Origin of the sequence: Novosphingobium resinovorum, assembly GCF_001742225.1 — a bacterium.
Taxonomy (GTDB): Bacteria; Pseudomonadota; Alphaproteobacteria; order Sphingomonadales; family Sphingomonadaceae; genus Novosphingobium; species Novosphingobium resinovorum_A.
Genome location: NZ_CP017075.1, coordinates 2,493,300 through 2,505,105, shown reverse-complemented (window position 1 = coordinate 2,505,105; position 11,806 = coordinate 2,493,300). Strand labels below are relative to the sequence as shown.

General features: G+C 62.8%; 10 protein-coding genes and 5 pseudogenes. 6 read left to right on the top strand and 9 right to left on the bottom strand.

Features of this window, described 5'->3' with window-relative positions:
- Positions 1-69 precede the first annotated feature (69 nt).
- The 4 genes and pseudogenes from BES08_RS11745 to BES08_RS11735 all read right to left on the bottom strand — a co-directional run.
- A complete protein-coding gene (locus BES08_RS11745; protein ID WP_069708384.1) occupies positions 70-402 on the bottom strand; it encodes a hypothetical protein in 333 nt (110 codons plus the stop codon).
- A gap of 807 nt (positions 403-1,209) precedes the next feature.
- A pseudogene (locus tag BES08_RS31800) lies at positions 1,210-1,404 on the bottom strand (zincin-like metallopeptidase domain-containing protein); the annotation flags it as partial.
- Positions 1,405-1,854: 450 nt separating this feature from the next.
- Positions 1,855-2,550 (bottom strand): annotated as a pseudogene (locus BES08_RS11740) (ArdC family protein); the annotation flags it as partial.
- A gap of 619 nt (positions 2,551-3,169) precedes the next feature.
- Positions 3,170-3,601, bottom strand: a pseudogene (locus BES08_RS11735) (transposase); the annotation flags it as partial.
- Between the two features lie 57 nt (positions 3,602-3,658).
- Between BES08_RS11735 and BES08_RS34685 the strand changes: the two are divergent.
- A pseudogene (locus BES08_RS34685) lies at positions 3,659-3,787 on the top strand (IS200/IS605 family transposase); the annotation flags it as partial.
- 62 nt (positions 3,788-3,849) lie between these two features.
- On the opposite strand, the gene BES08_RS11730 reads toward BES08_RS34685, so the two are convergent.
- The 5 genes and pseudogenes from BES08_RS11730 to BES08_RS11715 form a co-directional block, all read right to left on the bottom strand.
- On the bottom strand, positions 3,850-5,091 hold the full coding sequence (locus BES08_RS11730; protein ID WP_069708383.1) for a tyrosine-type recombinase/integrase: 1,242 nt from the start codon (positions 5,089-5,091) through the stop codon (positions 3,850-3,852).
- A 266-nt stretch (positions 5,092-5,357) separates the two neighbouring features.
- Positions 5,358-5,687: pseudogene (locus tag BES08_RS33965) on the bottom strand (IS110 family transposase); the annotation flags it as partial.
- Positions 5,688-5,875: 188 nt separating this feature from the next.
- Positions 5,876-7,393 (bottom strand): hypothetical protein, encoded by a 1,518-nt coding sequence (locus tag BES08_RS11725; RefSeq protein WP_069708382.1) that lies wholly within the window; start codon positions 7,391-7,393, stop codon positions 5,876-5,878.
- A gap of 6 nt (positions 7,394-7,399) precedes the next feature.
- Positions 7,400-8,197 (bottom strand): hypothetical protein, encoded by a 798-nt coding sequence (locus tag BES08_RS11720; RefSeq protein WP_156799848.1) that lies wholly within the window; start codon positions 8,195-8,197, stop codon positions 7,400-7,402.
- A gap of 17 nt (positions 8,198-8,214) precedes the next feature.
- Positions 8,215-8,475 (bottom strand): DUF6429 family protein, encoded by a 261-nt coding sequence (locus tag BES08_RS11715; protein WP_069709229.1) that lies wholly within the window; start codon positions 8,473-8,475, stop codon positions 8,215-8,217.
- Positions 8,476-8,953: 478 nt separating this feature from the next.
- Between BES08_RS11715 and BES08_RS11710 the strand changes: the two genes are divergently transcribed.
- From BES08_RS11710 to BES08_RS11690, 5 genes are all read left to right on the top strand, one after another.
- Positions 8,954-9,571 carry a 6-phosphogluconolactonase gene (locus tag BES08_RS11710; RefSeq protein ID WP_069708380.1) on the top strand — a complete coding sequence of 206 codons (618 nt, stop codon included), beginning with the start codon at positions 8,954-8,956 and terminating at the stop codon, positions 9,569-9,571.
- A complete protein-coding gene (locus tag BES08_RS11705) occupies positions 9,559-10,029 on the top strand; it encodes an NUDIX domain-containing protein (RefSeq protein ID WP_069708379.1) in 471 nt (156 codons plus the stop codon). Before BES08_RS11710 ends, BES08_RS11705 begins: the two co-directional genes overlap by 13 nt.
- 167 nt (positions 10,030-10,196) lie before the next feature.
- A complete protein-coding gene (locus BES08_RS32845) occupies positions 10,197-10,520 on the top strand; it encodes a hypothetical protein (RefSeq protein WP_156799846.1) in 324 nt (107 codons plus the stop codon).
- Complete coding sequence (locus BES08_RS11695) at positions 10,481-11,149, top strand: FkbM family methyltransferase (protein WP_083274653.1); 669 nt, start codon at positions 10,481-10,483, stop codon at positions 11,147-11,149. The genes BES08_RS32845 and BES08_RS11695 overlap by 40 nt, the downstream gene beginning before the upstream one ends.
- A gap of 159 nt (positions 11,150-11,308) precedes the next feature.
- Complete coding sequence (locus tag BES08_RS11690; RefSeq protein WP_069708376.1) at positions 11,309-11,761, top strand: hypothetical protein; 453 nt, start codon at positions 11,309-11,311, stop codon at positions 11,759-11,761.
- The last annotated feature ends 45 nt before the right edge of the window (positions 11,762-11,806 follow it).

The window sequence follows — 11,806 nt, the reverse complement described above, 5'->3', positions numbered from 1 at the left end:
TCGTGCGCCGGGGTCCCCGGATCTTTCGCCTGCGTGTGGGAGCTGGCGTTGTCCCGGGGCGGGCTCGGCCTATGCGCCATGACGATGCTCCAATCCCGCAAGGATATGGCTGACCAGTTCCTCGGGAAGCCCCCAACCGCGGAAGAGATCGCGGGCGGCTTGGGTACCCGGCTCGAGGAGGTGCGGTGCGCGTGCCTCTATGTCTAGCAGGAGGAGCGAAAGCGTGCAGGCCATGATGCCGAGCTGGGCCTGCTGGCTGGCGGCATCGGAAACACGGCCGGGGTACGCCAGACGCTCGAGCGTGGGGCGGACGAGATCGGAAAGGGTGATGTTGTAGCGGCGAGCCTGCCGGAGCAACTGATCGTGCAGGCCGTCTTCGAGACGCAGGGATATTCGTGCCATAGAAAGTCCTAATTCGGACGCCAGCACGTGGTGAAGCGACGCTGTTCTACGCTGTCCGCCAGCCTGCGTAAATCGCTGGCTGACATGTCCGACGGCCGACCGCCGCGAACTGCCACCGGCAGCCGGAAAATGCCAAACGAAGACAGCGGCTTGATGTGATCGACGCGACGCTCTGGCTGCCGCGGCAGACGATCTGTGCCAGCTCGGCAGCCGCTCTGTGCCGCGACATAACCTCGCGATATCAGCCTGTTATGCGAAGCAGCACCCGTGCGTGGGGTGCATTACAAAACGCCCTCGGGCGTGCGTCCGGCCTTCGCGTGAGCGTGCGAATGCGCCCCCCGAATTCTCGATTCGGCGGGCACCATCGATGTTCTCTGAGAACGCCGATTCGATCTGAAGCGCCGGAAGCGCGAAAAGGGCCAGCGAGTACGCTGGCCCCCTTCCTGTTGATGCAGGGCTTCACGATGGATGATAGGGGGAAGAAAGCTTCCGTCCGGGGCACCCGGATCGATGAAGCTTCAGGCACGACCCGCCAGTTCCGCAACCGCCGCGCACGTCGCGGGATGCCACATGCCGGTGATGGGCACGCTTGTCCCAGTTCCTCGAGGCAGGCAACAAGCGAGGTCAGCTCCTCTTCGCCGAGCGCATGATGTGTCGCGCGGCGTGCGATGACAAAGGTGACTTTGGGCTTGACGCGCCTCGCCCGGTTCCGGCGTTTATAGGTGCGGAGAGGACTTAGGCAGACCGGCGCTCCACGGGGAGCCCACCAGCGACGCCACGGTCCGCGCCTGCATCGTTGCAAAGGGATCAGGCTTGCCCCTGCTCGCCTCCCTCGGCGCCTTTGAGGAGATAGTCGGCGCCCTTGCTCGCGGCGCTTGCCGCGCGGAAGATCGCCTTGTCGTCGGCGCGTAGCACCTCCAACCATGCCCCGATGTAATCGGCGTGGCGAACGGTGGGCTGGATACCAAGCGCAGCGCAGGCGAAAGCCGCCGTCATCTCGGCATTGGGTCGGGACGGTCGTGCCTCGATGAGGACACGCCTCTCCCGCCCACCGAACCGGACGTGATAGTTTCCCATCATCCGGCTCTCCGTGCTTGCATGTCGCCGCTGTCGAGCGGTTTGAGTTGTCCGGCGTGGAGTGCCTTGTGGCAACCGATCTCTGCGCGGTGCGGTGTTGCAACCATCGCTGCGCCGCTGTCGAGGATAAAACCCTGAGGACTGGAGTTCAGGCAGTGTAGCTTTCGCCGTACGCACCTTGCGATGACCCGCCCGACCTACGATGGTTTCGGCAGTTTGGGCCTTTTCCCGACATGCTATGGTCCCGTTTCCCTTTCGGGATTTCAGCCGGCTCATCACCGGCACCGGTAAGTCGGGGACGCATGGATTTTCCCAGCTATCCAGAAGACATGTCTTCACTCCTTTATTCGCGCCGACACGGCGCACAACCAGTTCTTCCCGGGCGTACGAAGCCGAACCGAACCGCCCGGTCTGATCCCGTTCCAGCCGCCCTTTGCCTCCGGCGAAATGCCCCAGTTCGTGGAGCGCGGTGCGATACCAGTTCACCGGATGATGGAACGCCGCCTGCGGCGGCACCTGCACATAGTGCTGCGTCGGCGAATAGAAGGCCTTGCTCCCGCCGATCCGAAAATCCGCCCCCGATGCGGCAATGACGCGGTCGGCGTCGGCGATGGCCATGACCGGATCGGGGAGGATCGCGGCGGCGGTTAGGTCTTCCGCTAGCCCCTCGCATTGATCGACGTTGAACACCACGAAGCGCTTGAGGAAGGCGACGGTCCTTGCGTCCCGATCCTTGCCCGCTACCCGCTCGGCTTCGGCCTTGGGAATGAAGCGGTCGGCATAGCATACAACCGTTCCCTTCTCCCCGCGCCGGACATTGCCGCCCGCTGCCGCCGCCTGCCGATAGGTAAGCCAGCGCTGGGAACTGTAGCCCCCGCCCACACCTTCGGCCCACAGGATCAGCACGTTTATTCCGGAATACGGCCTTCCGGTCACCCCGTTGTGCGGCATGGCGCAGGGACACCGCGAGGCATCCCATGGCTGCGCCCATGGCAACCGGCCCTCTTTCAGTTCGGCGATGATCTTGGCGGTGACTTGCGCATAGAGGCTTCCGCGTTCGGTCCTGCTCATCTTGGTCTTCCTTTCCTCAACCGCCATCGACCGGCGCCAGGGTGGCGGGGGGCGGCAGGAGCGGACCGACAGCCCCGCCGGGTGAGGCGGGGGGCACCCGAAGGGCTGCAACGAAGTGGAAGACGCGGTCGCGCAGCGGACGGGTTGCGGCCCGCCGAGGCGGGGCTACAGGGCAGCGACGCCCCCCGTCACCCTGGAGCCGATCAGGCCCAACGCCGCCGCGCGCCAGCGCGGCGACCGCCGGAGGGATGCCCCGCATCCCGACCTCGCGACGCGCAGCGGAAGCGACGTGCGACAGCACAACGAAGAACCGGCGACACGCCTCATGCCGCCGGTCCAGCAATCGGAGTTACGCCGCCTGTAGCATCCCATTCTCACCCTCGACGACGGGAGTATCCTCCGCATCGGTATTGACAGGGTCATCCGGCTCGACCTCCTCCGGCTCTTGCCCCATCGCCAGCTGCGCCGCCAGCCGCTGTGCGCGCTCGGCGCTGCCGACTCCGCCCCGGTCCGTGTAGCTCGATGCCGGGAAAGCCATCCAGCGCGGCACCCAGCTATCGCGCTTTACCCGTCCGTTAGTCCCGGAAAGACAATCGCGCACGATGCCGCGCTGCACCTTGGTGGTGGCCTTGGCGTTCTCGGCGGCAACCTGTTCACCCACCACTTCGGCCAGCAGATGCCTGGTGATCTCGCGGGTGCTCATGCCGCGCGCGTACATCGACACGATCTTGTCGTCGAAGCCAGGAAAGCGGCGTTGATACTTGGCGATCAACTGTGGGTCGAAGCTCGACTGGCGGTCGCGCGGCACGTCGATCGCCAACTTGCCAGTGTCGGTCATCACCGTCTTCCGACCGTAGCCGTTGCGCATGTCGCCGGCGCCGTCTTCGCCAGCGAGGTAGTGTTCCATCTCCGCATTCAGGGCACACTCTGTCAGCGCCTTCTTCAGCGAATCGAGCAGACCGCCCTGCTCGAAGGCGGCGCTGGCAGCGCCGCCCGCCAAAAGCTGATCGAGAAGCTCATTCGGTATGGCAGGCTCTTTGCGTCGTGACATAGTGGGACTCCCTTTTTACCCGTTATGCCCGCCCAGACACGGAAATCATGACACTCCCGGTATTGGGGACAGCGCTTCAGGCAAAGGGGCTATTTCTCGACCACCTCCGGCAACATCACCGATGACATCATCATGCGGTATCTCGATGAACATGCCCACAAGGATGGCTTCAGCCCCGCCCCATGATCCTACCGTCGTCAGCCGGTCAGTCATTTAGGTTATAATCTATGGTAAACCTCTTAGTCATGTCAGTCCGCGCTTGGACGCTTCCGTGCTGCAAAGTGGGGCTCGAGGATGTTGGCTCCAACGCGAAGACGTTCTAGCTCGTCAGACCAAAACTGCATCAGCGCGACTCGCTCGTTCCAATATTCACCGCGCGTGTACGCGCGGCGCACTCCATTGTTTTCCATGTGTGCAAGCTGACGTTCAATCGCATCGGGATTGAATTGCCCGGTCTCGTTGAGGAGCGTGGCGGCCATCGCCCGAAACCCATGCGCAGTCATCTCCTCCTGACCAAAGCCAAGAGCCCTGAGCGCCGCATTGACGGTATTCTCAGACATAGGGCGCTGGCCTGTCCGGAAGGAAGGGAAGCAATAGCGTCCGCTCCCTGTGAGGTCCCATAGCTCTTCGAATAGCCCCACGACCTGAGCCGAGAGGGGCACGCGATGCGGCCGCCGCATCTTCATCTTCTCAGCAGGAATGTTCCAGACGCTGCGATCGAAGTTGAACTCCGCCCACTCAGCCTGTCGCAGTTCACCGGGACGCACGAACAGATGGGCTGACAGTTTCAAGGCGAAAAGCGTGATGGCATGACCGGAATAGCCTTCGATCGCTCGCATGAGGTGTCCCGCCCGATCCTCGGTGGTGATCGCGGCGAGGTGCTTGGCCTTTGGAACGGTCAATGCGCCGCGAAGGTCGCTCGCTGGATCTCGCTCGGCCCGCGTCGTTGCAATGGCGTAACGGAAGACCCGGCTGAGTACGCTGCGCATGCGCCGCGCGCTCTCATGCCGACCCGTTGCCTCGACGGCGCGCAGAACGGCCAGAACCTCCTGCGCAGTGATCTTTGCCACCGGGCGATCACCGATCCGGGCGTAGGCCTTGTCCAGGAGCCAGCGCAGTTTTCTAAGCGTGACCTCGGCCAAACCTTCCCGCTCGTTCTTCGCCACCCACTCCTCGGCCACGAGCTTGAATGTGTCGTTCTCCTCGACGCGGGCACGAGCGGCATCAACTTTCTGTTGATGCGAAGGGTCGGTCCCGGCAGCGAGCAGGCGTCGGGCATCGTCTCGCCGATCCCGCGCATCAGCGAGGCTGACCTCGGGCCACGCCCCGAATGCAAGCGTACGGTGCTTTTCAAGATAGCGGTAATTGAGACGCCAGAGTTTCGTGCCATTGGGACGGACAAGAAGATAGAGACCACCGCCATCAGACAGCTTATAGTCCCGCTCGCGCGGTTTGGCGCTGGCGACGGTAGTGGCAAAAAGGGTGGCCATGGGGGTATCGTCCTAGCAAAGGACGAAGATCGATACCCTCGGATATACCCGCATTGTTCCCGATTGGTGCCGAATTCGCCCGGATTTGAGCGGACGATCATAACACAAAAAGTGAGGTTTTTCAGCCTCTCCGCGGACGTCTGTGGACGTCCGCGGGAGAACAAATGGTGCCCAGGAGAACACTCGAACCTCCACGCCCTCGACCCTCTGCGAATTCCAATTGAAGCCGGCCATGGATTCCGACGCGAAGCCGGCGACCATTCCGGGCTGAGGCCGGCCACCAGAGTGCGTACGAGCATGCTGTCAAAGGCCTTTACCAAAAGGCGGCCTCGGCAAGATGAGCTAGACCGTCAGCAACGATCGCGTCGGTCTTGTTGCGCGCCCTATCCAGCCTCTTTTGGCTTGACGCATATCGATACAGATCGCCGGAATGCCGACCGCTGTGCGCTCCTGATAGTACCAGGTCGATAGGGGCCGGTCTCAAATGCGACCCTCGCGGCATCGGGTGCGCGTTTGCGGATCACATCCGCCAACAGCTTAGGATCTGATGGGCTTCCCGGCCAGTGACGCGCCTCTGCCTGACGGCCCCCGCGCCGCTATGGTAAAGGAGCTGGACATCAACATCGCCGCGCAGGCAATATCCGCCCAATGGGGTACGCCAAGATCAGTTGGGGCGAGGCGCACTTTGCCTCCCAGACGATCCCCGCCGCACCTTTCAATGCCCGACGCCGGGGCAGCAAGTCTGATCCGCACGCTCGACGGAGTTGGCTCGGCCCGCGGCGCTTCACGAACGCGAGCGTAAGGATCTGAGAAAGCCCATCAGCCTGTGCTTGCGTCGATGCGTCGTCATCAACTCGTCGAGATAGTGATGCCACTCGGCGGTTCTGCCGAGCGTTATGAACCCGCACGCAGCCCGCTCGAGCCAGAAAGCGGCAAGGTCGTATCGGCTCGAGCGCCCGCTCTCGATGATGGGGGACGCCATCTTCACCGCAAAACCGGCAGCCCATTCAGGGCGGGCCTTGAGCGCGGCATTGGTTAGCCTGACGAGCGCCTCGTCGCGGGCATAATGCAATCGTGGATGGGCGTGTTCGATGCTTGCGATCGCGTCATCGAGCCTACCTTCATCAAGCAGGATGTCGATGCGGTCGACGGCGTAAGCGGCGGCGATCAGGCGACCGAGCAGTTCTTCTCGCACTATGTCCCACTGATGGGGCTCGCAGATTTTCGCAGCCGCTCTAAAATCCTCGCGGGCCAGGCTCGTTTCAAACGCGCCGATGGCGGCTGACAGCGCCTTTGCGGGCTGACCTGCGAACGCCGCCCGATCTCGCACCCAGCGACACAGCGTCAGCCATGCGTGAGCGCTTGTGTGGACCGCCGTATCGGGATCAGGCGGCATCGATATGCCCCAGCCGCCAAGATCGAGCGCGACGTCACACCGCCCGGTGTCCCACACGGCCTTGGCAAGTCCGAGAACATCTTCGGGCGCGCGCAAATGGGTTCTGGCAACGTCCATGGCGTCCTCGATCCGGTCAAGGCGTACCAGCATTCCTGCATGCGCTGGGAAATGCTTCGCGGCGAATGAAAAACGCAGGAACTCCTGATGGCGATCCATCACGTCCAGCGCCGACAGCCGGGCTGCGGTAAGCCGCTCCTCATCGGCATCGCTGCTGCCGATCAGCGGCCAGGTCGAGCCACGACCGGCCAGGAGATCCTCGAGGCCGGGGTCATCCCATCGGCGCGAAGCGGCGGCGATGGCCAGTTCGAATGCACCGCTATCGCTGTATTTGGCAATTTCGTGCTGGCAGCGGCTGAGCGAGTCGCAGGCATCGTCGCAGGACTCCCGGGTGACGCTCTCGAGAAGAACGGCAACCGCAATCCGCTCGTTGAGAATCGCCAGCAGGTCCTCGAAGCAGCCATCGCGCTCGTCGCAATTGCCTGCAACCTCGGCAAGCCCTCGCGCCAGAGGGATCAGGATCGCCAGCGCACTGACACCGTCTTTCGCGGTAAGCAATGTGTTCGCCTGCGCAACCAGTTCATCGAGTGCTTCGTAGTCGACTTCGAACAGGGTATCGTGCCGATAGCCTCCTCGGAACCCTACAAACGGTGGCGCGAGCAATGCGGCAATCCGCGCTTCGAATGGTGCCGGATCCAGCCCGGCACCGTCATTCAGCGCGTTCTGGATAGCCAGTTGCGTCGCGAGCCAGGTCTTGAACCGGTCGTCGTCGCGTGCATGGCCGTCAATGAGGTCAATCAGTGCTGCGTGGCTGAGCCTCTCGAGCTCGGTCCTGATATCGCTGCTCAAGCGGGTTCACCTGTCGTTGGCGTTCTTATTGTCGGCCTGCCCACCGGTGCGCCGCGAAGGGAAGACCGGTGCCAGGGATTTCATCGCCGCGTCGAAATCCTCTTCCATGTCGATGCCCATCGCGATGGCGGAGATCATGGGTTCAACGGCGCGCATGACCAGATCCTCACCCATCAGGTGCGACTGGTAAATCAGTTCATGCAGATCGTGACGCTTCTCCTCGATCTCGTCGGGACCGCCATCACTTGCGGAAAGTGCGAGCATGATCGCAAGGCTTTCACTTTTGCGCAAAGGAACGACGATCCCGAAGCCGACATACCAGGGGCCAAGGTCCACGAAGCGACCCGCTATCAGCACTTCGCCAATCACTTGTACCTGCTGGGCTAGCGCATGATCCATGATATGGATGGGGCGCTGGCGATCCAGCAAATCCAGTGCGTGTACACCCCCGTCCTTGTGACGACCGATCACGCGAAAGATCGAGAAAATGGCTGCAGGCAGGCGCGCAGCGATCGCGGATTTGAGCGGATCGCGCTTGACCGGCAGCTTGCCGGCGATCCTGTCGATAGCGCGGCGCGCGCGTAGCGGGTCGCGCCGCGAGAACAGAGCGGTGTCGCTCAGCATTTCTATGGCCGCCGTGTCATCTTCATCGAGGCCGGCGAGATCGAGGACCTCCCACGCGAACCTGCGATCAGCCTGCGTCAGTTTGACGACACACAAGTCAAGAACATCGTTGAAAGCCTCCCGCACTGCCGCATAGCCGGTCACTGCGATGACCTCGCTCTCGGTCTCCAAAGCCGCCACTGGGTGCCTTTCCTCGACTACGGCGTCGTTTCTGACCCGGAAGTTTCGTCATTTCCAGAGCTGAACAGCGATCTGAACGCTTTTTCCGCAGCGGCATCACCCTCCTCGGTGAACCACACCGACTTGCGTCGCCGTGCGGGGTCGGAAATGAGCCCGCGCTCGTGAAGGCGGTTCATCGTTGCCCAGTCGAAGCCTTTCCACGCCACGCCCGTTACGTGCTGGTTGAGCCAAAGCAATGCGAGTATGGCTTCATCCACCTTGTCCTTGGCAATCTCCATGCTTTTCGTCCTGGCGCGCGTACGGCTAAAGGCCGCATTGCCGCTCGTGCCTGATCGCGCGAACTTGGCGGCCACAAAAACTCCGTCGTCTGGCAATGAGACGATAGCATGACGACGTCAGGAGGGGAAACCTTGGTCCTGACGATTGCCGGAGCATCACGTGGCGCGGGAGCTCGTAGCTGGGGCGGCGAGGCGATGCATGATCCCTACGGGTAAGCGATACAACGAACTGTGCCAGGCCGGATCCGATCAAGCCGCACAGGCAACCAGATGTCGGGAGCTTCGCAAGGGTGCCGCGCGGCTTGCAAGGGATTCAGGAAGGGCGGGAGAAGCCAATCGGCCGGAGAAGCCGGCGATAACGCCACTGACGGTATTATCGACGACCGGGCCGACCAAGCCGAGCAGCGCGCCCGGTTCGTGCGCGAGAATCTCGCTTGGCCCATTCCGCAGCGAGCGGCGGAGTGCTAGGGCGCTCCCTATGCTCAACGTCGAAATGATCGAAGGCGCCGACGACGCTGCCATCGCCACCTGGTTCGCCGCGCGCCTGCGCAGTGCGCTGGCTATATCTACCGAGATCGCCGTGACCGCGCCGGGCGGCTCCACGCCTTTCCCGATCTTCGAGCGGCTTGCGGCCGAGGATCTCCCGTGGCCGCGCATTGCGGTGTGGCCGGGCGACGACCGCATCGTTGCCGAGGACCATCCCGCCAGCAACGTTGGCAAGATCCGCGCCCGGCTCGAGCCCGCCGGCGCGAGGATCGTCCCGCTGACCGAGGATGCGACGCCGCCGCATTTCGCCATCGCATGGCTGGGGATGGGCGGCGATGGTCATATCGCCTCGCTGTTCCCTAATACCGACCCCCAGGTCGATGATGTGCTGCCGGTTCGTCGGCTAACCCCCGATCCGCTCCCTCCCGAGGCGCCGTTTGATCGGGTGAGCCTCACCATCCCCTCGCTCATCGATAGCGACGAGATCGTGTTCGTCATCCGGGGTGCCGACAAGCGCGCGGTATTCGACGCGGCGATTGCCGGGGAGCATGACCTGCCCGTCGCCCGCCTGCTGCGTACGACTAGCGCGAAAGTCACTTGCTTCTGCTGATCCGTTTGCCCGCGCCGCTGCACCGGGCGCTCTACCGGGCGGCGCATGCGATACGCGTGAAGGTCTGGCGCGTATGGCGTCCGCGCCTCGACGGGGTGCGCATACTGGCGCTCGATGCGGATGAGCGCATCCTGCTGGTACGCCATTCCTATGGCTCAGACAAATGGATGCCGCCTGGAGGCGGCCTCAAATCCGGCGAGGACCCGGTCGCCGCTGCGGTGCGTGAAACTCTGGAGGAGACCGGCTGCGCACTCGTTGGCGCGCGCTTGCTGACAGTGAGCACCGAGGAACTGCACGGCAGCCGCAATGTTGTGCGGGTCGTGCGCGGGGCCGCCCGCGGCGAGCCGCGCGCCGATGGGCGCGAAATCGTTGAGGCGTGCTTCTTCGCCCTGGATGACTTGCCGCAGCACATGCCGCGTGGGCTGGCGGAGGAGATCAGGCACTGGGCGGCAGCTTGACAAGGCGTGCTGGCGACGCGCTCTTGCGCAAGGGAGGCTGCTGTCCCGGAGCTTCGCAACGCGCAGGCGCCGCAGTGCGAAGCCGCTGACTGGATGACATTCGATTTACGACAACGGTCATCATCGTCAGTTATCATGTCACCAATATACACACTGGTGATAATGCGATGAGCCCGCGCTACGGTCGCAAAACGGCAGTAACAGCGCGGTTGATTGTCCCAGTACCCGGTCATTTTCAGGGCTGGTATCCAGCGGGCCGGATGAACAATTTCCCGGCATCAGAGCTGATGAAGTTGCAAAGCTTGCGTTTTCATTTTGCGCGCCTTGCTCGGGAACTCGGCAGTCCGGTTTCCATCGGTACCCGTCGCTACCGCGTGAAGGGCTACCTTCCAAGCCAGTTTGCCGTCGACATGGGGCACGAGCCGTACCTTGCCAAGCCCTGGGCGCCGCGATGGCTTCGCAGGCTGGACCGATCGTTGATGTCGGAGTGAACGAGGGGCAGACGTTGCTGCGCATCCTGTCGATCGACGCGGACAGAGAGAATGTCGGATTCGAGCCGCAGTCTGCATGTTGCGCGCTCGCTCAGCTTTTCATCAAGGACAACGCCCTTCGTGACGCGACGGTGGTCGGCGTTGCGCTCAGCGACAGTGATTGCCTCCTGCCGTTCTACGCGGAGGGTTCTTACGATGAAATGGGGACGCTCGATGTGCAATCGAGGGCGCGGTATGTTGACACTGTGCCGCCCCAGTTCGTTCCGGCGCGCAAAGGGGACGGGGCGTTGCAGGATCTGAACATGCTCGCGCCGGCCATTATCAAGGTCGATGTCGAAGGTGCCCAACTGAGCGTATTCCGGGGCTTGTCCGAAACGATCGCACGCGCCCGGCCGATCTGCTTCGTTGAGGTATTGCCGAATTATATGGGCGACGATCGGGAAGCCATCGATAAGGATGTTGCCGCGGCCAATCGCGAGAAGGCGGCAGCAATTTTCCAGTTCTTTCGGGATTCAGGATACCGGATTTACCAGATCGACCTTGCGGGCGAGGAATCGCCGATCGATGCTTTCGATCTCGACAATCCGGACGCTTTTCTCGGAAGCGACTGTGTTACCCATCCTGTGTAACTGAAGCGAGGATGCGTGCCTTGTGATCGGCGCGAGCGGCCGCTTCGTGCACCTCTGACCCCGAATGCCGGACGGGAATGACTTGCGACGAACCGCCCGTGGCCAAGCGTGCAAGCGCAAGGTCTTCCATGTCGGCGCTGAGCCCCGTAATGTCACGCGATGCGTATTCGCTCCCTTCTGCTCGCCGGCCTGCTGATCCCGCTCGGTCCGTCCATTTCCGCCCAAAGTACGCCGCAGCCCACCCGCATCCTCGACGCGAAGAGCGCGCAGCGGTTAGCGGCGAACAAGGGACTGGCGCTGCAGTGGATCGACTGGAACACGCGCGGCACGGCAGTGGTGCGGCAGGACGATGGCGTCTGGAAGCTGCGCGGTGCACAGGCCGAAGCGGGCGGGGCGGGGCGTCTGTTCCTCGACGGCACCATCTCCGAGATTGGCGCAGACTATTTCACTTTCGAGGGCCGCATCGCCATCACCGATACGCCCGATGCCGGACGCCAGTGCGATAAGGCGAAAATCTGGCATTTTGCGATAACACAGAATCGCAGGTATTACCGGCTGCGCGAATTCGAATGGTGTGACAGCCTGACGGATTACATCGATATCTATTTTTGAGGTGCTGCGAGGCAGCATAGAAAACCCCGCCTGGATCGCGCCAGG

Bases quoted from the DNA above. Each gene is read 5' to 3' on its own strand.
- BES08_RS11745 (WP_069708384.1), bottom strand. From the start codon at position 402: ATGGCACGAATATCCCTGCGTCTCGAAGACGGCCTGCACGATCAGTTG.
- BES08_RS11730 (WP_069708383.1), bottom strand. From the start codon at position 5,091: ATGGCCACCCTTTTTGCCACTACCGTCGCCAGCGCCAAACCGCGCGAG.
- BES08_RS11715 (WP_069709229.1), bottom strand. From the start codon at position 8,475: ATGGAGATTGCCAAGGACAAGGTGGATGAAGCCATACTCGCATTGCTT.
- BES08_RS11710 (WP_069708380.1), top strand. From the start codon at position 8,954: ATGCTCAACGTCGAAATGATCGAAGGCGCCGACGACGCTGCCATCGCC.
- BES08_RS32845 (WP_156799846.1), top strand. From the start codon at position 10,197: ATGAGCCCGCGCTACGGTCGCAAAACGGCAGTAACAGCGCGGTTGATT.
- BES08_RS11695 (WP_083274653.1), top strand. From the start codon at position 10,481: ATGGCTTCGCAGGCTGGACCGATCGTTGATGTCGGAGTGAACGAGGGG.
- BES08_RS11690 (WP_069708376.1), top strand. From the start codon at position 11,309: ATGCGTATTCGCTCCCTTCTGCTCGCCGGCCTGCTGATCCCGCTCGGT.